15 protein-coding genes are annotated in these 21,079 nt (G+C 46.3%); 13 read left to right on the forward strand and 2 right to left on the reverse strand.

Annotation, left to right across the window (positions count from 1 at the left end):
- Nucleotides 1–21: 21 nt before the first annotated feature.
- On the forward strand, nucleotides 22–648 hold the full coding sequence (locus AB4Y93_RS24490; protein WP_441895900.1) for an SGNH/GDSL hydrolase family protein: 627 nt from the start codon (nucleotides 22–24) through the stop codon (nucleotides 646–648).
- A 39-nt stretch (nucleotides 649–687) separates the two neighbouring features.
- Here AB4Y93_RS24490 and AB4Y93_RS24495 read toward each other — a convergent pair whose 3' ends face one another.
- Nucleotides 688–2,223 carry a cobyric acid synthase gene (locus AB4Y93_RS24495; RefSeq protein ID WP_441895902.1) on the reverse strand — a complete coding sequence of 512 codons (1,536 nt, stop codon included), beginning with the start codon at nucleotides 2,221–2,223 and terminating at the stop codon, nucleotides 688–690.
- Between the two features lie 344 nt (nucleotides 2,224–2,567).
- Between AB4Y93_RS24495 and AB4Y93_RS24500 the strand changes: the two genes are divergently transcribed.
- From AB4Y93_RS24500 to AB4Y93_RS24515, 4 genes are all read left to right on the forward strand, one after another.
- A complete protein-coding gene (locus tag AB4Y93_RS24500) occupies nucleotides 2,568–4,583 on the forward strand; it encodes a GxGYxYP domain-containing protein (RefSeq protein WP_441895903.1) in 2,016 nt (671 codons plus the stop codon).
- Nucleotides 4,584–4,716: 133 nt separating this feature from the next.
- Entirely contained in the window at nucleotides 4,717–4,785 is a 69-nt protein-coding gene (locus AB4Y93_RS24505) for a hypothetical protein (protein ID WP_441896112.1), read from the forward strand.
- Between the two features lie 258 nt (nucleotides 4,786–5,043).
- The gene (locus AB4Y93_RS24510; RefSeq protein WP_441895904.1) at nucleotides 5,044–8,601 is read left to right on the forward strand and encodes a discoidin domain-containing protein; all 3,558 of its coding nucleotides are present in this window, start codon (nucleotides 5,044–5,046) and stop codon (nucleotides 8,599–8,601) included.
- A gap of 82 nt (nucleotides 8,602–8,683) precedes the next feature.
- Nucleotides 8,684–9,970, forward strand: coding sequence for an IS110 family transposase (locus tag AB4Y93_RS24515; RefSeq protein WP_441895905.1), 1,287 nt, complete (start codon nucleotides 8,684–8,686; stop codon nucleotides 9,968–9,970).
- 1,001 nt (nucleotides 9,971–10,971) lie between these two features.
- On the opposite strand, the gene arfA is transcribed toward AB4Y93_RS24515, so the two are convergent.
- Complete coding sequence (gene arfA, locus AB4Y93_RS24520) at nucleotides 10,972–12,483, reverse strand: arabinosylfuranosidase ArfA (RefSeq protein ID WP_441895907.1); 1,512 nt, start codon at nucleotides 12,481–12,483, stop codon at nucleotides 10,972–10,974.
- A 143-nt stretch (nucleotides 12,484–12,626) separates the two neighbouring features.
- On the opposite strand from arfA, the gene AB4Y93_RS24525 reads away from it, so the two are divergent.
- From AB4Y93_RS24525 to AB4Y93_RS24560, 8 genes are all read left to right on the forward strand, one after another.
- The gene (locus AB4Y93_RS24525) at nucleotides 12,627–13,526 is read left to right on the forward strand and encodes an ArsR/SmtB family transcription factor (protein ID WP_441895909.1); all 900 of its coding nucleotides are present in this window, start codon (nucleotides 12,627–12,629) and stop codon (nucleotides 13,524–13,526) included.
- Nucleotides 13,527–13,833: 307 nt separating this feature from the next.
- The gene (locus AB4Y93_RS24530) at nucleotides 13,834–15,267 is read left to right on the forward strand and encodes an ABC transporter substrate-binding protein (RefSeq protein WP_441895910.1); all 1,434 of its coding nucleotides are present in this window, start codon (nucleotides 13,834–13,836) and stop codon (nucleotides 15,265–15,267) included.
- Entirely contained in the window at nucleotides 15,264–16,169 is a 906-nt protein-coding gene (locus AB4Y93_RS24535; protein ID WP_441895912.1) for a carbohydrate ABC transporter permease, read from the forward strand. The genes AB4Y93_RS24530 and AB4Y93_RS24535 overlap by 4 nt, the downstream gene beginning before the upstream one ends.
- Nucleotides 16,166–16,999 (forward strand): carbohydrate ABC transporter permease, encoded by an 834-nt coding sequence (locus AB4Y93_RS24540; protein WP_441895914.1) that lies wholly within the window; start codon nucleotides 16,166–16,168, stop codon nucleotides 16,997–16,999. Before AB4Y93_RS24535 ends, AB4Y93_RS24540 begins: the two co-directional genes overlap by 4 nt.
- Before the next feature lie 105 nt (nucleotides 17,000–17,104).
- Nucleotides 17,105–18,115 carry a LacI family DNA-binding transcriptional regulator gene (locus AB4Y93_RS24545; protein WP_441895915.1) on the forward strand — a complete coding sequence of 337 codons (1,011 nt, stop codon included), beginning with the start codon at nucleotides 17,105–17,107 and terminating at the stop codon, nucleotides 18,113–18,115.
- 73 nt (nucleotides 18,116–18,188) lie between these two features.
- Nucleotides 18,189–19,226: a zinc-dependent alcohol dehydrogenase family protein gene (locus tag AB4Y93_RS24550; RefSeq protein ID WP_441895917.1), complete on the forward strand. Its 1,038-nt coding sequence runs from the start codon at nucleotides 18,189–18,191 to the stop codon at nucleotides 19,224–19,226.
- Nucleotides 19,223–20,266, forward strand: coding sequence for a Gfo/Idh/MocA family protein (locus AB4Y93_RS24555; RefSeq protein ID WP_441895919.1), 1,044 nt, complete (start codon nucleotides 19,223–19,225; stop codon nucleotides 20,264–20,266). The genes AB4Y93_RS24550 and AB4Y93_RS24555 overlap by 4 nt, the downstream gene beginning before the upstream one ends.
- 18 nt (nucleotides 20,267–20,284) lie before the next feature.
- A complete protein-coding gene (locus AB4Y93_RS24560) occupies nucleotides 20,285–21,067 on the forward strand; it encodes an HAD family hydrolase (RefSeq protein WP_441895920.1) in 783 nt (260 codons plus the stop codon).
- Nucleotides 21,068–21,079: the final 12 nt, after the last annotated feature.

Here is a 21,079-nt window from a genome sequence, read left to right on the forward strand (position 1 = left end):
GGCGTGGAGGTGTCAAGGGCGATGAAAACAGTACTATGCTTTGGAGATTCAAACACTTATGGATTGAATCCGCGGGGAGGACGTTTTCCACGGAATGTTCGTTGGACGGGGGTTGTCCGGGAACTGCTAGGAGAGAATTTCGAGATTATAGAGGAAGGACTACCTGGACGGACAACAGTATGGGATGATCCCGTGGAAGGCGTAATGAGCGGCAAGGCTTATTTAGTCCCCTGTTTACGCTCCCACGCACCATTGGATCTTGTAGCTCTCATGCTGGGAACAAACGACTTGAAGCAGCGATATGCGGTTTCTGCAGCAGATATTGCAATCAGTGTTTTATCACTTGTTCAGGTCATTCAAACAACACTGCCCGGCCATGTAGAGAACAAGAATACACAAGTTCTACTGCTCGTACCGCCTCCAATCAAGGAGATAGGATTATCAGCCAGCATTTTCGCTGGAGGAGAAGCCAAATCCAAAAGACTAGGCGAAGCTTTCAATAAGCTGAAGCCATACACGGATGCCAGTATTCTGGATCTTTCTTCTGTCATTACATCAAGTGAATTGGATGGGCTTCATTTTGACGAAGAAGAGCATAGGAAGCTTGGAGAAACGGTTTCGATGCGGATAAAAGAGATGTTGGAATAAGTGAAATCAAAAGGGACATCCGCGGATGTCCCTTTTGATTTATTTTATAGCTGGTTCGGACTGATTAGCAAAGAGAATGTGATAAACCTGCTCCATATCCAGATGATTGCGTACATGATCGGCCAATCGGTCGAAGGCCTCAATCTGTCTGCTTCGGAATGACAATATGTCGTTGATTGGAGTCAAATCATTACATGCACGGACCATATTCAGGTACTGCCTTCGGAAGGTGTCATTATGAAAGATACCGTGTAAATACGTCCCGAAGATCCGGCCATTCTCTGAGATAGCCCCTTCAGATTGACCGTTTATGGAGAGAAGAGGATGCACCTGCGAGAGTGGAGTTGTCTGCCCCATATGAATCTCGTAGCCTTCAATGGCTTGTCCTTGTGCACTTGGCCAGTTGGGATGGGAAGCGGCTATGGTTCCGCTTACTCGTTCCGTTCGTTTCTCTGTATAGAAGGTCGTGTCTAGCGGCAGATAGCCAAGTCCAACGACTTCACCATGTACCGATTCGACCTGCTGCGGATCATACAGCCTGTGACCGAGCATTTGATAGCCTCCGCAAATTCCGACGAGGAAGCTGCCTTCCGAGACCCGCTTGGCGATAGCTTTTGCCATGCCGGACTGCTTGAGGAAGAGCAAATCATCAAGCGTATTCTTTGAGCCTGGAATAATGATAATGTCCGGTTGTCCCAGTTGATCTGCACTCTCCACATAACGTAGACAGACGTCCGGTTCTGCCGAAAGCGGATCAAAGTCGGTGAAATTTGAGATACGTGGCAGTCGGATAACTGCTATATCAATCTCTTTATCTTCGTTCCCTTCCTGTTCCTGCAGCTTCTCCAGCACAACAGAGTCTTCAGACTCAATATCGAGCCTTGGCAGATAAGGGATAACGCCAAGCACCGGAATCCCTGTACGCTCCTCCAGCCAATCCAAACCAGACTGCAGAAGGCTGATGTCGCCGCGAAATTTATTAATAATGAATCCTTTTACCCGGCTGCGTTCATCTTCTTCCAGCAGTTCCATCGTTCCGACAATGGAAGCAAAGACGCCTCCTCTATCAATATCTGCGACAAGCAGGACAGGGGCGTCAGCCCACTCGGCCATGCGCATGTTCACAATATCTCGGTCTTTGAGATTAATCTCGGCCGGACTTCCGGCTCCTTCTAGGACGACGATATCATATTCTTCACGAAGGCGGTCTAGTGCATCTGTCACGATTCCCTCGGCAAGAGGTATATACTCCTCTCGATAACGCCAAGCGCTCATTTCTTCAAGCGGCTTGCCATGTACGACAATTTGCGCTTTCATGTCGCCAGTTGGTTTGATCAGAATCGGATTCATATCTGTCGTGGCTGCAATCCCGCAGGCTTCTGCCTGCACGCCTTGCGCTCTGCCAATCTCCTTGCCGTCAAGTGTGACGTAGGAGTTGAGCGCCATATTTTGCGATTTGAAAGGCGCAGTCTTCCAATCGTCCTGTATGAAAATACGGCATAATGCCGTAGTCAAAACGCTTTTTCCTACATCAGAAGCCGTTCCTTGCACCATGATAGTTACTGCCCGTTTCAAGCTTCTACCTCCTTAAAATCTTGTATCTCCATATAAACCATGTCTACGGATGGATGTCAAAGTTTAATTGAACGCTAGATGAGGAGAGGATGGAAAACTCATACATTAGATATATTGAACATATACAATATGAGTGATATATTATTTTACAAATAATGCGCTTACATCACGATGAAACATTCAATGCGCTTATTGGTCATCATGATGTCGACACACTTAAGTTAAGGGTGAAGGCAGGTGGTAGGAGAGAAATGTGAAGAATGTTCTCGGCAACAGGTGAGGCTCATCCGTACTGGCCAGAGATCGACCACGAATGTGGCAATTTTTTTTAGGAGGAAATGACAATGAAATGGAATAAAAAGCTAGGAGCAGTCTTACTAGCAACGGTTATATTGGCTGCATCTTCTCCATTTGTAGGGCTCCCGAAGGCGGAAGCTTCTGGATTGGCATGGCCAACAGGGCAAATCCTTCCGTCGTTTTCAACACCTGCTTCCACACTAGACGTCATGAATCTGGTAACCGAGTATAAATATGAGGCGGAAGGCACACAGGTTAGACATGGTACCGGACATTTGGACGGCAACGGCTGGCTGGCTCAAACTTCGATAGATGCTCCTAATCAGCATATGGTATACGGGCCTTATGCTACCGATATTCCGGTAGGAGCTAACCAGGCATTCTTCGATATGATCATTGATAATAATACGGCCAATAATGATCTCATTGTCACAGTTGATGTCAGAGACAATACGAACGGCCAAATATTGGCCACACGAGATATTACCCGTCAGCAATGGACGAAGGTGGGCTCTTACGAGAGATTTACATTAAACTTCAATAACCCGACAGCCGGACACGCGATCGAATTCAGGGTCTATTGGTACGGGCGGGCATATACGAAAGTAGATGCCGTTGGAACAAGTCTGCAAGGCAAATCAGACGAAGCCGTCGTATTCACGACACTGAAGGGGCTTGTTAACAAAACGCAGCCAAGGATCTACACCTATGACGATAATGTCAAAAATGAGGATGGGAAGGACAAATGGCTGAATGATTTGGGTATCGGTCATACAGACGTGGCGAACAATTGGTCACTGATCACCAAATACGCCAGCGAAATTAACGGGATTGTTGTCTATGATGATGCTGTTCCTGATACGGTAAACTTGGCTACAACAATTGCTTCACAATCCGGCGGTATTGTAGCACCGCCAAGCCTGGTGAGCAAGCTGACCTCAGCACCGTACAATCTGCCAATATTGGATGACTTGCGTGGAGACTTCAGCACGAAGCTTCAGGTATATCAATATTTGCATGACCATTATTGGTCCTCACTGACACATAGACTCCTTATCGGCTTAACTCCGGGAATTAAAGGGGCTTTGCGCGATTATGCGTTGGCAAGCGGGGCGGCTGTCGTATGGCTGGATCCGTCTGTTCCGGCAGAAAAAACATTGCTGCAAAGTTTCTTCTCCGATATGCCGTATGGCAGCGGGATTTACATGGGCTGGTGGCCGGATGAGGCAATTGGTGTTCAAGCTGCTTCGGAATATGGCATTTCTACGATTGCCAGCGACTGGTCCTCCAATCTGACCGTATTCGGCGGCACTTCCAGAACGGTTAATGTGAAGCCGGTGCCGACTAAACCAACGCTTCAGAACAAGATCTATGTCTCGCTCATATTGAGTGACGGTGACAATTTGCAATATATGGAGCATCGCTTTAAGAAAATATGGGACTCTCCTAACCGCGGAGCTGTGCCGCTGGGCTGGACCGTTTCTCCTGCCATGCTGGATGCAATGCCAGGCGTGCTGAATTATTTGTACAATAGCGCTACACCTAACGACGCACTTATAGCAGGGCCATCCGGTATCGGCTATACGTACCCGAATTCTTGGGGGAATCAAACTTATCTGAATAGTTTCGTGGCCTTATCTAATGATTACATGAATCGTGCGGGGTTAAAGGTCGCGACCATTTGGAATACAATTACCGGTGGAATTAATCCAAACGTAGGGAACAGCTTTGCCCAATACGCTCCTTCGTTATTAGGATTAACTGGACAAAATGCCGGAGGTCCGATCACCATCTACGGCAACTCACTGCCGACGCAAGGACTAAGTGCGACATATTGTTACTCTCAGGCAACGATCATCTCCGAGATTAATAATGCAATTGCGGGCTGGAATGGAACAGCACCACGTTTTGTAAGTATTCAGTCTAATCCTTGGGATGTTTCATACCAAATGATCGTAAACGCGGTAAATAACTTCAGCAGCAACAGCAACATCGTGTTTGTCAGACCAGATACGTATTTCCAATTAATGCGTGAACAAAATAATCTGCCGATTAATCCTTAAGCCGTGAGGAAAAGAAGGTTGAGGGCGCAGTTGTAAATGCGGAAGGCTGGGCGAAAGTTGGACCGGTGCATGATTTAGGCCAGCTGTCGGATGAATATGAACAGGGACGTTCATTGGACTATGCACACAAGATTTGAGCAATCAGAAAAGAGCAGCGGATTTTCATTATTTCAAGTACTTGAGTTTTGATACAGCTCAATAGGGAACCGAAGTAGATTATTTTAAGACTGTCGAGCAAAGTCTCGACAGTCTTCTTTGTGTTCAATCAGCTCTATAGTAGAGTAACTCATCTTCATGATCTTGGAATCACATACATTTTCCGTAGGATTACATCTTATTGCCGGAATCATATTGTTCCTATAATTAGAGGTATTCCATTGGAAGGAGGCTTATTAAGCAGACATCTTGTAACCGCTCCCATAGTTAATAATTAATAGATAAATTATTGAGGAGGAATATAATGCGCAACAAGTATGTCGCATGGTTGCTTATTGCAACGATGCTGATCACTAGCTTGTTTTTGTCCAGTGGAGCACCAGTCTCTGCCGCAGGGGGACAGAACTTAACACTCGGTAAGACGATTACGTCAAGCGGCCAATCCCAAACATACGCACCAAGCAATGTGAAAGACAGTAACCAGGCTACTTATTGGGAAAGTACCAATAATGCTTTTCCACAATGGATACAAGTCGATCTTGGTGCCAATACGAGCATTGATCAGATCGTTCTGAAGCTGCCAGCAGGCTGGGGTACACGGACACAAACCTTGGCTGTGCAAGGAAGTACGGACGGTTCAACGTTTACGAACATTGTAGGTTCAACTGGTTATGTATTTAATCCATCGGTTGCAAACAATGCGGTTACTATTACCTTTACAGCAACAAGCACGCGTTATGTGCGCTTGAATGTAACGGTAAATACAGAATGGCCGGCAGCTCAGTTATCCGAGTTCGAGATTTATGGCGCCAGCATCCCGGCATCTCCTGGTACATACCAAGCGGAATCAGCAGCGTTATCAGGTGGAGCGAAAGTGAATACTGATCACACTGGCTTCTCCGGCACTGGCTTTGTAGATGGTTACTGGACACAAGGGGCAGCAACAGCATTCACAGCGAACGTATCCAGCGCAGGAAGCTATGATGTTACATTGAAATATGGTAACGCAAACGGCGCCTCACAGACGATTAGTATCTATGTGAATGGAACGAAGATTCGTCAGACTACTTTGCCAAATCTGGCGAATTGGGATACATGGGGTACCAAAGCAGAGACGCTCACCTTGAATTCCGGTAACAATACGATTACTTACAAATACGATGCTGGCGATTCCGCGAACATCAATATTGATGAGATCAAGGTGACCGCGTCCAGCACAACACCAACACCGACACCAACACCAACACCAACACCAACACCAACACCAACACCAACACCGACACCGACACCGACACCAACACCAACACCAACACCAACACCAACACCAACACCGACACCGACACCAACACCGACACCAACACCAACACCAACCGATAACATCGCGATTGGCAAGACAATGACCGCGTCCTCCAGCACACAAATCTATGTGGCTTCGAATGCAAACGATAACAATACAAGCACGTATTGGGAAGGCGGCAGCAATCCAAGCACACTAACGCTTGATCTTGGCAAAAACTACAATGTTTCTTCCATCGTATTAAAGCTGAATCCAGCGACAGAGTGGGGTACACGTACGCAAACGATTCAAGTAGTAGGTCATAATCAAGCGACTACTACCTTCAGCAACCTGGTCTCATCGCAAACGTATACCTTTAACCCGACATCTGGCAATACCGTGACTATTCCGGTGACAGCGACGGTTAAACGCCTGCAATTGAACATTACTTCGAATTCTGGTGCTCCATCTGGGCAAATCGCAGAGTTCCAAGTGTTTGGTACACCTGCAGCCAATCCGGATTTGACGATCACGAATATGTCATGGTCGCCTGTATCCCCAGATGAGTCTAGCAACATAACTCTTAACGCCACTGTAAAAAATGACGGCAACGCGAGCGCTGCTGCATCTACCGTTAATTTCTACATGAACAATGAACTTGCTGGATCTGCTCCAGTAGGAGCACTCACTGCTGGTGCAACAGCGTCGGTATCCTTAAATGTTGGGACCAAGACTGCTGCTAATTATTCGGTCAGTGCCAAGGTGGATGAGAATAACTCGATCATCGAGCTTAACGATTCCAATAACGGCTACACGAACGCAGCTTCATTGGTTGTCGCCCAAGTTGCAAGCGCAGATCTCATTGGCACAACTTCATGGACGCCAAACAATCCTGTAGCCGGCAATACGATTGCTTTCACAGTAAATCTGAAAAACCAGGGAACCGTTGCCTCTGCAAGTGGAGCTCATGGAATTACTGTCTTACTTAAAAATTCAGCTGGTACGACTATCCAAACGTACAGCGGCTCGTATAGCGGAGCTTTAGCACCTGGAGCCTCTGCTAATGTGAGCATTCCTGGGTCATGGTCAGCGATTAATGGGAACTACACAGTTACGACAACCATTGCAGCAGACACGAATGAAGTTGCAGCCAAACAAGCTAATAACGTAAGTACAGCTAATCTGGTTGTTTATTCCGTTCGAGGAGCAAGTGTACCATACAATCGATATGATACCGATGATGCAACTCGCGGCGGCGGAGCAACGCTGCAGTCTGCACCAACTTTTGATCAATCTCTTATCGCTTCAGAAGCATCCGGACAAAAATACATTGCTCTTCCTTCGAATGGCTCCTATCTGCAATGGACCGTACGTCAAGGTGAGGGTGGCGCAGGCGTTACGATGAGATTTACTATGCCTGATTCGGCAGATGGTATGGGTCTGAACGGCTCGCTTGACGTCTATGTGAATAATGTCAAAGCAAAGACCATAGCACTATCTTCCTACTATAATTGGCAATATTTCTCAGGAGATATGCCCGCTGATGCTCCTGGTGGAGGGCGTCCGTTATTCCGCTTTGATGAAGTGCATTGGAAGCTGGATACTCCGCTTCAGTCAGGAGATACCATTCGCATTCAGAAGGCAAATGGAGACAGCTTAGAGTATGGGGTAGACTTCATTGAGGTTGAACCCGTCCCAACAGCCATTGCGCAACCGGCTAATTCGGTGTCTGTGACCGATTTTGGTGCGATCGCTAATGATGGCCAAGATGATCTAGCATCCTTCAAATCAGCTGTGACAGCAGCAGTAGCGGCTGGAAAATCCTTATACATTCCTGATGGAACATTCCATCTCAGCAGCATGTGGGAGATTGGCTCGGCTAGCAATATGATCAATAATCTAACAATCACAGGCGCTGGTCTCTGGTATACGAATATCCAGTTCACGAATCCCAATGCAGCAGGCGGAGGGATCTCGCTCCGGATTAGCGGCAAGCTCGACTTCAGTAACGTATATCTCAATTCGAAGCTCAGATCCCGTTATGGACAAAATGCGATTTATAAAGGATTTATGGATAACTTCGGTACCAACTCGAAAATCCATGATGTATGGGTGGAGCATTTTGAATGTGGATTCTGGGTAGGGGATTATGCTCATACTCCAGCGATCTATGCGAATGGGCTGACAATTGAGAACAGCCGGATCCGGAATAACCTGGCTGATGGTGTCAACTTCGCTCAAGGAACAAGCAATTCCATTGTTCGCAATAGCAGTCTGCGAAACAACGGAGATGATGCTCTTGCGGTCTGGACGAGTAACACGAATGGTGCACCGGCAGGAGTGAATAATACGTTTTCTTACAACACGATCGAAAATAATTGGCGTGCAGCAGGTATTGCTTTCTTTGGCGGCAGCGGACACAAAGCTGATCATAACGTAATTATTGATACCGTTGGTGGATCTGGCATTCGACTCAACACCGTTTTCCCAGGGTACCACTTCCAGAACAATACTGGAATTACGATCTCGGACACAAGCATTATTAATAGCGGTACGAGTCAAGATCTGTATAAACAATCCTGTTGAGCTTAAGAAATAGGCTTTGTAAAAAAAGGAGCTCCTCGGTATGATGGGTTTGTCGAGAACACATCAGGGAGGAGCTCTTACTATGAAGTTTAAGGAAATAGATGCACAAAATCAACGGGTTGAACAAATTACTACCTCGCATCTCGTAATAGGGATCGATATGGCGAAAGAAATACATGTCGCACAAGCTACAAATTTCCGCGGAATAGTGGTTTCGAAACGCCATCTCTCATTTTCCAATAGTATTGAAGGCTTTGAAAAACTAATCCGCTGGATGAGTGAATTACAGCAGAAACATCGATTGAATAAGCTCATTATTGGTATGGAACCAACCGGGCATTACTGGTTTAACCTGGCCAACTGGTTATCAGATAAAAGCGTGCATGTGGTCATGGTTAATCCAGCCACGACGAAGAGAAATAAAGAAAACCGGGATAATAGCCCGTCAAAGAATGACCCAAAAGATGCACTGACCATCGCAGATTCCGTCAGCCGAGGTTTCTACTACGAGTACACGCGTCAGTCACATGAGTTCCAGCGCTTGAAGACCTTGATGAGTGACCGAGAATTTTGGGTGACGAATAGTGTACGGCTGCAGAATCGAATCGTACGCTGGCTAGATATTCGTTTCCCGGAATATCCTTCTGTGTTCAAAGATTGGACCTGTAAACGTTCAATGGCGACTCTTAAAACCTTTCCTTGTCCACAGGATCTTGAGAAGTATACTGTATCTGATGTCCTTAGTGCATGGCGAGTCCATATGCAGCGTGCCGGGGGCACTACGGGAACCGAGAAGGCAGCTCAACTGATCGCACAAGCAAAACGAAGTGTTGGAGAACGGGTTGCTGTTGATGAAGCGAAAGCAGATTTAAAACGGCTCATTGAAGAGTTTGAACGTGTGACCTCCATGCTAGAACAGATCGAAAAGGACATCGAAGCGCTGCTTTCGGAGATTCCAATGGCGCAGCAGCTTCGCACCATAAAAGGGCTCGGGAAGATTTTCACCGCGGCCATATTAGCAGGTACAGGGGACCTAAAGCAATACGCGCACGGTCGCCAGGTTTTACGAAAGGCTGGTCTTAACCTGGCCCAAAGCACGTCCGGAAAGCGAAAAGGACAGATTGTTCTTTCGAAAAGAGGAGACTCTGCCTTACGAAAATATCTCTATCTCGCGACCGTTCAACTCGTTTGGAATAACCCTGTTTTCCGCCATCTGCATGAACATAATGTGCAGGAAAAGAAGATGAAAAAGCAGCAGTCCATCTTTAAGTTAATAGGGAAACTAGCGCGAATCTTAGTTGGTATTGTTCAGCGAGGAGAAAAGTTTATGCCAGAGAAAACGATTTTGAACTGGACTGAAGCAGCATAAGTTTTATGAAGATACGTCACGTATATTGACTCGTTCGCGGGATTTCACAAAGAAAGCACGGAGAACCGAGTTCGTTCCCCTTAAGGGCTAAGACCCATCCGCTAAACGCGATCGGTATCCACACCTTGGACAAGTATAACGAAGGATTGTAAGGGCAATGACCCGTTGAGTTATGGGAGGGTGAACGCCAAGGGATTCGTGGAGTATGTGTGCAGCAGAAAACGAATTGGGGATTATTTCCTAATAGTCCTCTGTTTCCACATGCCCAGCCCACCACCTCAACCGGGTTCATCTGTTCTCTATCCTAAGATTGATCTGATCTAAGGTGTTGAAATCCTGCGAATGAGTGAGTATATGTGAGATAAACCCTTAAAACCGAGGGACGGGGAACGAGGAGCTATTGATCTTGAAGCTTCCAATGACTCCATCAAGAACGTCACCTTCACCAACGTTGATATTATCAATACACAACGTGATGCGATTCAATTCGGATATGGCGGAGGGTTTGAGAATATCATCTTTAACAACGTGACCATAGATGGAACGGGGAAAGACGGGGTAACCACATCCAGATTCTCTACGGCTCACTTGGGTGCTGCAATCTATACTTATACCGGTAACGGTTCAGCTACGTTCAACAATCTGGTAACAAGGAATATCGCATACCCGAATGTGAATTTTGTACAAAGCGGTTTTACTTTAACGTTTAATTAATTGAAAAATCGCGGTGCATGGGACTATCCCTGCACCGCGATTTTTTTTACTTTTGGCAAGCCAATGATATCCGGGCTAACGAATCTTGGAATGCTTATTTGGTGAAAAACAGCTGCTTCACGAATCTAACGAATCGTGATATGGCTAAGTCGCAATCTAGCAACAAAAAAATGGTTTTATACAGAGAATAGCGTTATGAGGATTCGTTACAAATCCAAACTTAACTAAATGGAGCGAATAGCGTGATGTATATTCGTTAGCCCTTATTTATTGCTGCGAGGATTAGCTTATCCCTTTTTCGTCTGAAGACGAATGACATTCCAAGATGCCTTAGGAAGGAACGCCTGAACGCTGCCGTTATCGACAACTGTTTGGCCTCCGGCATGTGGAACAACATTGCGCGGATTGGATTTAGTGTTCGTGGCTTTCAAATCCTCGCTTTCCAGCACAAGATGTTCAATGATACTCACGTCACCGAAGCTTCGGAGATCAAGATTGAGCTCCATTTGTTCCTCTAGATGCCGGTTGACTGCGAAGATAGTAACCAAGCCTTGTTCCTCGTCGTATACGGTGATCGCTTCGAGATAAGGAACATCTGTAAAGTCCTTGGAATCGTATTTTGGAGAAGAGATGACCGATTGAAGCACCGTACCTCTGCCGAAATTCGAAGCATGCAGGAATGGATAGTAGGTTGTTTGCAACCAGATTGCTCCGTTTGTTTCAGTCATGATTGGAGCGATAACATTAATTAATTGCGCGATACATGCCATTTTTACACGGTCCGCATGCTTGAGAAGGGTGATGAGGAAGCAGCCTACTGCTAAAGCGTCCTCATGGGTATACACATCTTCGAACTCTGGTGGGGCAATCTGCCAACGCTCATCCGCGCGGCTCGTGCCAATTGTATTCCATACATTCCACTCGTCGAGTGAGAGCATAAGCTTTTTCTTACTGCGTTTTTTCGCTTTCACATAGTCACAAATCGCTGCCACACTATCGATGAATTGATCCATATCGAGTGATTTGGCCAAGAAATTCGCCGTATCATTATCATTGTTATTGTAGTAGGTGTGCAGGGACAAATAATCAACTTGATCATAGGTCAAATCAAGAACGGTGGCTTCCCAATCTGCAAAAGTGCTCATGCCGCTGCTGGAGCTGCCACATGCAACAAGCTCGATTGATGGATCGACCCATTTCATCACTTTAGCCGTTTCATTAGCAAGGCGTCCGTATTCAACGGCCGTCTTCGCGCCAATTTGCCAAGGACCATCCATTTCATTGCCAAGACACCAGGTTTTGAAGCGGTGAGGCTCCCTGTAACCATGAGAGATCCGTAGGTCGCTCCAATAAGTGCCTGAAGGATGGTTGCAGTATTCGACAAGATTTCTAGCAGCATCCATACCACGTGTTCCCAGATTAACAGCCATCATGACTTCAGTACCAACCAGCTTGGCCCAATCTGCAAATTCATTGGTACCCACTTCGTTTGTTTCTGACGTCCACCAAGCAAGCTCTAATAGACGTTTCCGTTCGTTCTTAGGACCAACGCCATCTTCCCAATTGTAACCGGATACGAAGTTACCTCCAGGGTAGCGGATGATAGGAACTTGAAGAGATTTAATAGCTTCGATGGCATCTTGCCGGAAACCGTTCTCGTCAGCGGTAGGATGTCCTGGGTCATAAATGCCGCCGTAAACAGCGCGTCCCAAATGTTCAATAAAAGAGCCATATAGTCGTGGATCGACCGGGGAAACCGTAAAGTTTTTGTCAACAAGCATACTGGAGCGAATAGTCATGAAGTGACCTCCTAATAGAATTAGCTAAAAACAAAATCCATGATAAGATTGAAATCCTATACAATTAGTAACATAATGGCATATAGCAGGCAATAAATAGTTTTAGGATTAACTAAAAACAAAATCCTATTAAGGAGAAAAAGATGCTATCAACCAATAAAGATTCGTTAATCGTCTATGAAGCTCTAGCTAGTGAAGTTCGTCTGAAGATAATCGATAAATTATTTGAAAAAGAAATGCATGTGAAAGAGTTGGCATCCGAGATGTTCCTCAGCAATCCGGTCATTAGCGGACATATTCGGAAGCTGGAAGAGGCGGGAATTGTCGGCAGCAAAATGAAAAGAATAGATGGAGCTACCTATAAGTTTTGTTTTATTAAAGCCGAATTTATGCAAATCAAGCTGTCTCCCAATGACGCTACTTCCCTCAGCTTTCATGAATTGTCTCTACCAATCGGGCATTATACAGGTTACGAGGCTTGGCCAACCTGCGGGATTGCGACGACTGAGAAAGTCATTGGGCAATATGACAATCCAGTCTGCTTCATGGATCCGAAGAGAGTGAATGCGGGCATTCTGTGGTTTGCAAGAGGATGGGTGGAGTATAAGATTCCTAATTATTTGTACAAGGATCAGCAGCTTCACGAGATTGAAATTTCATTTGAGATCGGATCCGAGGCTCCCCGAGTCAATGAGAATTGGCCTTCGGATATTCAATTTTTTCTGAATGATAAGTCGCTGGGGGTATGGACCAGTCCGGGGGACTTCGGTAAGACGAGAGGGCGGTTAACGCCGGATTGGTGGTCTCATGATGTGAATCAATACGGATTACTGAAGGTGCTTCGGGTTAAAGAACAAGGAAGTTACATTGACGGACAGAAGATTTCAGCTGTTGGTCTTCGGGATATCGGGACGGATGCAATCAACTGGACCTTCCGTATTGCAGCAGAGGATACTGGACGAGGACGGGGTGGTCTCACCCTTTACGGAAAAGGGTTTGGCAACTACAATCAAGACATTTTGTTTAGAAGTATTTATGTGTGAACAATAAAAAAAATGATGAAAAAATTGTCGGTTTCAATCTAAGATTGGAGCCGTTTTTAATGTTGGACTTCAGCATTTTCAAACTACGAAATAGTGACATCAAAGCCCAATGTTAACACCGATATAATGTCCGAAAGCTATAATTGACCTTTCAATTATAAAGCTTTTATAATGACCCTATGAGCTGCATTAACGATAATGTTAACGTAAATGGGGGGTGTGGACTTTCCTTATGTAATGAGTTGTTCAACCTGACTTGCATCTTTGGTGAAACAATTTAGTAACCAATTTTGAAGGAGGTAAGTCTATGAGGAAAACAGCAGGCTTAGCATGGACAGGAATGATAGCGCTTTCGGTGATCGTAGCGGGATGCAGCAGCAACAGCGGCAATTCCAATACCAAGGAAGTTTCCGGCAACACAGTTAATGACATAGGTAATAACACAGCAAGCAACGCGGTGCAGTATGAACCCGAGAAGCATGATCCGGTAACCTTGAAGTATACGTTCTGGGGCAGCCCGAACGAGAAAAAGGTACAGGAAGCGGCCATTAAATCCTTTACGGAAAAGTATCCTTGGATTAAAGTGAATACCTTACACATCCCGGACTCCTATACGACAAAGCTGACGACGATGGCCTCGTCGAATCAAATGCCCGATATTGGTCTTCTTAATGGGGATGTTGCACTGGATTGGGCATCGCAGGGAAGGATCTACAACATCATGGATTTCCTTAATAATGATCCGGATGTCAGTGTGAATGATATATTGCCAAACACCATGTATTACTGGGATGAAGGGAAGCTGGCAGGAATAAACGGCGCGTTAGAGGCTTTTGCGTTGTTTTACAATAAGGACGCTTTTACGGATGCCGGTCTGCCGCTACCTCCTACGAAAGCGGATGAAGCCTACACGTGGGACCAATTTGTAGAGACGGCTCAAAAGCTGACGCTTGATCAGAAGGGGCATAATGCACTTGATCCTGATTTTGATCCGAAGTCGATCAAACAATTTGGGGTAACGATGCCTAACTGGGCGTATATGAATGCTGTTGTGACAAATGGCGGTAAGTTCGTGAATGATACGGGAACCGAATTTAAGCTTGCTGATCCGGAAGCAACGGAAGCGATTCAGCGCTGGGCCGATTTGATTAACAAATATCATGTGGCACCGTCTCCAACACAATCAAAGAACCTTCCATCAGGAGCTAATGCTCTGCAATCCCGTAAGGTAGCCATGACGATGGACGGTCAATGGAGCCTCGTAGACCTAGGTGCAACGAAGAAGCTTAACTTTGGAATTGGGGTTGCTCCGGTCATGAAGAACAAGGCTACAATGACACTTGGTGAACCAATTGTTATCTTCAAGGATACGAAGCACCCTGAGGAAGCTTGGATGCTGTACAAGTGGATGATGAATCCGGAGAATACGATTGAGCTTCAAACGAGTGGACTTTGGATGCCGGTACTCAAGAAATGGTACGAGAATGAGGATCTGGTCTCGAAATGGGCTGCAGGTAACCCCGCACATCCGGATGGCTACCAGGATGCTGTAATGCGTAATGCCTTCGATAACGGGTTCCCGAACACATCGTATTACGTGAAAAACTTGTCCAAGATCAACAGTATCATTGATTCGGCACTGGCAGATGTTTGGCTTGGCAAGACGACAGCCCAAGAAGCATTGACCAAGATTAAGCCTCAAGTGGAAAAAGAGCTGAAAGGGGTATATACGGAGAAATGATTACCGGGAGAAAGCTATGGAATAAGGAAGCCCGGGCAGGCATTCTGTTTGCAGCACCAGTCGTCGCCGGATATCTCATCTTCGTCCTTGGGCCGATGATTGCCAGCTTCATTTTCAGCTTGTCGAAGTACAACGTCATTACTCCATTAAAATTTATCGGCTTCAGCAATTATAAGCACTTATTTGACGGGACGGACCCATTATTTTATAAGTCGATTGGGGTTACCGCTTATTACGTTATTCTGAGTGTGCCTTTGCAGATTTTACTGGCATTTATGGTTGCGCTGCTGCTTAATCATCCGATCAGGGGAAAAGCATTCTTCCGAACGATCTTTTATCTGCCGACCATTGTACCTGCTGTAGCATCATCGATGATCTGGCTGTGGTTGTTTGATCCGGATCTTGGTCTGTTAAATCAGCTGCTCAAGGTATTCCACATCTCAGGGCTTCAATGGATCTATTCTGAGCGTCTAGCCGTACCGTCTCTGGTCTTGATGAGTCTATGGACGATTGGCGGCACGATGGTCATCTTCCTTGCCGGTCTTCAGGGTATACCGAAGCACCTGTATGAATCCGTAGAGGTGGATGGCGGAAAAGGCTTTCATAAGCTGTTTTATATTACAATCCCGCTAATGACGCCAACGATCTTCTTCAATCTAGTGATGGGTTTCATCGGAAGCTTTCAGGTGTTCGGGCAGGCATACATTATGACGCAGGGCGGACCTAATAACTCGACACTGTTCTATTCCTACTATCTGTACCGTGAAGCGTTTGAGTTTTCCAGTATGGGCAGTGCATCAGCCATCGCTTATGTGATGTTCCTTATTATTCTAGCTTTGACGTTGATGGTATTTAAAACATCTGCCCTATGGGTGTACAGCGAAAGTGAGGGGAAAGGATGATCAGCAGCAGAGTGCTCTCGAAGTCGTTCATCTATATTTTGCTGGCTGCCGGAACCTGCTTGTGCCTGTTTCCTTTCTACTGGCTGCTGCGCAGCTCGGTGATGGATCAGTCGGATATATTCGTTATCCCACCGATCTGGATGCCACATCATTGGCTGTTCAGCAATTACAAGGAAGCACTGACGATTCTGCCGTTTAACCGATATTTTCTGAATACATTTATTATCGTCGTGCTGGAGGTTTCCGGGGTGGTGTTGTCGAGCTCCATCTGTGCGTATTCCTTTGCTAGACTCAGATGGCCGGGACGGAATCTGATCTTTATGATCATCCTGACCAGTATGATGCTGCCTGGAGCAGTGACGCTGATTCCGCAATATGTTGGATGGGCGAAGCTGGGTGCAACGAACACCTTTATTCCGCTGACGCTTCCGGCATGGTTTGGCGGTGGGGCATTTAACGTCTTCCTGCTCAGGCAATTCTTTATGACGATTCCAAAAGAACTAGACGAAGCTGCACTTGTTGATGGAGCGGGCTATTTCCGAATTTACAGCCGTATTATGCTGCCACTGCTTGTTCCTGCTTTGGTGGTGGTCGGATTGTTCTCCTTCTTGAACGGGTGGAATGATTTCATGGGTCCGCTCATTTATTTGAGTGATGAGAAATTATACACCCTTGCACTTGGGCTCCAGACCTTCAAAGGGATGTATAATGCACAGTGGCATTTGATCATGGCTGCAACAACGGTGGTCTTATTGCCGGCAATGCTTGTCTTTTTCCTAGGGCAGAAATATTTCGTAGAAGGTATTGTCATGACCGGTTTGAAAGGGTGACCAGCTGATCTCCTCTGGACATTTGACTCCTAAAATTTCTAGTGCTAATCTATTAATCAAAATGAGAGAGTCTAATTAAGACACTCCGGTGCTGGGGGAGAAAGCATGGAAGGCAGGAAAGTCACTTTAAAGGATTTGGCGACAAAGGCTGGACTCTCAGCGAACACCATCTCGCGGGCATTAAAGGATAAAGACGATATCGCTGTAGCAACTCGTCAGATGATTAAGGAGCTAGCCAAGGAAATGGGCTATGTAGGCAATGCGCTTGCCGGCTCGCTCCGGTCAGGACTAACCAAGACGATTGCGGTTATTGTCAGCGATGTGGCCAATCCCCATTTCGGTATTATGGTCAAAGAGATTGAGAAGTCAGCTCGCAAGCATAATTACACGATATTTATCATTAATACAGAAGATGATTATGAGATGGAAGAGCTGGCGATCTACACGGCAATTGGCAAAAATGTCGATGCCATCATTATCTGTCCTTCCCAGCGGGGAACGGATAATATCCGGTTTCTACAGAAGAACGGTGTTCCATTTGTACTGATCGGGCGTAGATTCAAGGATGAACCGGAATTCGATTATGTCATTTGCGATGATGAAAAAGGCGGCTATCTAGCAACGAAGCATCTCATCGACAGTGGACACAAGAGAGTACTGTTCCTGAATGGTCCAATTCGGATATCCAGTGCGCAAGAGCGGCTTGAAGGATATAGAAGGGCACATGAAGAAGCAGGATTACCTGTGCAGGAGGATCTGATTGTTGAAGTTGGAGCATCTGCAGGTGATACAAGGCTAATTGTTAAGCAGCTTATCGAGCAGAAGGCACAATTTACCGGTATATTTGCCTTTAACGATGTAATCGCTTGGGAAACGGCATATGTACTGAACAAGTATGGATATAAGGTGCCGGAAGACTATGCGGTGATCGGCTTTGACAACATTCAATCACGGATTTTTATCCCGTTCCAGCTGTCTTCGGTCAGCAATTCCAAAGGTAAAATGTCCAAACGGGCCGTTGATATCGTGCTGCACAAAATCAATCATCCCGAGTCTGACCAGAAATTCAATGAGATTATTGATACGAAGCTTGTCTTGCGGGAAAGCACCAGGTAATGGTTAAGGACCAAACAGCTTTTTTTATCCTATTACATGAACGATAATGTTAACGCAAAAGGAGATGGAGAAGATGAGTCAAGTAATCCATGTACCACAAACGATGAACATTCCGCTATTTGTAGGTAAAGGGAAGGTAGAATACGGAGAAAAGCAGGTGCCAGTGCCGGGGAAAGGCCAGCTGCTTATGCAAGTGAAGGCGAATGCCCTCTGCGGTTCGGATCGCAGCCAATATTATGATGGAAGTACAGTTACTCCTGGTCATGAAGCAGCAGGTATTATTGTGGGAGCCGGAGAAGGCACAACAACAACAGTCGGAACGCCAGGCGTAGTCTTTCTAATGGATTTCTGCGGTGAATGCCGCAGCTGTAAGCTTGGGTTCACCAACCAATGTCTGGCTAAAAGAGCGGACTATGGCTTTTCACATGACGGCGGCTACAGTCCTTATATCGTCGTTAACGAGAATGTCTTTTTCGCGATAGATCCTTCCATTCCGCTCAGCGATGCGACAATGCTGCTCGATATTATGGGGACTGGCGGCCATGCGATCAAACGTGCAAAGCTGGTGCATCCGGATATTCAGTCCGTTCTGATCGCTGGAGCAGGGCCAATTGGACTTGGCGTGCTCGCGATGGCGAAGCTGCTGCTTGGCGAAGAGACACCAGTCTTTATTATGGATTTTGTTGATTATCGTCTGGAGCTGGCTGAGCGAATGGGAGCGATTCCTGTTCAATTGGCTAATCGTTCGGTTGTCGATGTGATCCGTGAGGCTGGACTTGAAGGCGTCGACATTGCGATCGATACCAGTGGTAAAACCTCCGGACGCCGCACTTCCTTGGATGCGCTTAACCAGCGTGGTGTTCTGGTCTGTGTTGGCCATGGCCAAGAGCTGAATCTTGGTGTATCCAATGATGTTATTGCCCCTGAACGTGCAGTACTTGGAAGTGAGTACTTCCAATATAACGAGCTGACTGAGAATCATGCTCTTATCCTTAATCACCTTCCTTATCTGCAGCAGATTATTACACACAGGTTTGGTCTGGACCGTATTCAGGAAGCCTATGAGCTCTTCTTCGAGGGTAATACCGGAAAGGTGTTAATCGAACAATGAGTGCAGACAAGAAGATAAAAGTCGCTTTGATTGGTGCAGGAGGAACTGTAAGTGCTCGAGGAAGATCCGAGGGCTTCCAGTCGGCAGGCAGCTGGGGATTGCAGCATGCGCGTATCTGGGAAGCAAGGCCAGATGTGGAGTTCTGCGCCATAGTTGGCCGTGATGCTGCACGGACGAATGAGAAAGCAGAGCTGTATGGAACTAAAGCTTATACACGGATTGCCGATATGCTGGAGCGGGAGACACCTGATCTTGTCAGCATGTGTCTTCCGAATCAGGGGCATTTCGAAGCGACGCTCGAAGTCATTCAGGCTGGATTTCCTTTGCTGGTAGAAAAGCCGCTGGTATTTAGTCTAAAGGAAGCCGACATTCTCCTTAATGAAGCAGCCAAGCGGAATGTATTCTTCGCGATAAACTTTAATCACCGTTTCGCTAAGCCTGTAGAGCTTGCTCATACGGCTATCCAGGGAGGAAAGCTTGGCGAGCTTTCCTTCGCAACCTGGCGATTTGGTGGAGAAGGAAGCAGTGATCATCCGCATGCTAATCTAATCGAGACGCAATGTCATGGACTCGATATGCTGGAATATCTTTGTGGTCCGGTTGAATCGGTAATGGCTGAGATGACTGATAAGACAGGCGGCGGTTATCGCACATTGTCACTTGCTCTTCGCTTTGAGAATGGGGCGGTGGGCAGTCTGGTTGGCAGCTATGAATCGTCCTATGCCTATCCGGACACTCATCGGGTTGAGATTAACGGTTCTGATGGCCGCTGTGTCATTCAAGATACAGTGAAGAAATATACATTCCATGCTGCTGGAAACGAAATAGGCGAGAGCTGGGAAGCTGGGTATTTCAACGATGTAGATCGCGAGTTCCACCGAACATTTGATAAACATATGGATGCGGTCATTCATGCGCTCCGTCATGGCGAAGCGCCTCCGGTGGATGCGTCGGCCGGTTATCGGGCACTGCTGATTGCTGAAGCTGCGATCCGCTCCTATGAGCAGGGACGGAGAGTAAAGGTTAATAACCACAACTAGTAATGAGGTGGATGAACTTTGATAAAGCTTTTTGTTTCAGATATTGACGGTACTTTAATGGACAAAAGCAAGCAGATCCGCAAGGAGGATATCGATGCCATCCGCTTGGCTCATCAGCAAGGAGTACAAATCTGCCTGGCATCAGGTAGAATGCACGAGGAAATCAAGGTTATCATCAATATTCTGGCGGTTCCTTGTTATGCGATTTGCCAGAATGGCGCTACCATTGTTGGAATAGATGGGACTGTTATTGGTGCGAGCAAGTTTCAGACGGATCTAGCGTTATCCGTGCAGCAGATTACCGCCCCTGCTGATCTGGTTACCGTCATTTGCAGTGCAGAAGGCAATTATGTTCAGGATCGTACATCCGAATCAGAGCGGGTCGGTCAAAGGTTCTTGCCACCATTAATAGTGAATAACCAAGTGGTGCTCGATATCTCAAAGGGGATGCCGGTTACAAAGTTTTCGATTTATGGTGAAGTTCCTTTGCTAGAGCAAATGCTAGGAACGCTGGATCAACAATTAGGTGGCCGAGTTACTGCATCATTCTCTGATCCGGACGGCATTGATGTGATGCCTGGCGGAGTGGATAAAGGAGCGGCGGTAGAATCTTTAATGCAATTATTAGGGATCCGCAGGGAAGAGACAGCATGTATTGGAGATTCTTTTAACGATTTGGCCATGTTCCGCAGCTGCTCGCGTAGTTTTGCTATGTCTCATGCGCATGGCGCGGTACTTAAGACCGCAACACATCAAGCGGATACGGTTGATCAGGCAATAATTTATTTGCTGGCTGTATGAAGGAATACAATC

Source organism: Paenibacillus sp. YAF4_2 (genome assembly GCF_052113225.1).
GTDB lineage: Bacteria > Bacillota > Bacilli > Paenibacillales > Paenibacillaceae > Pristimantibacillus.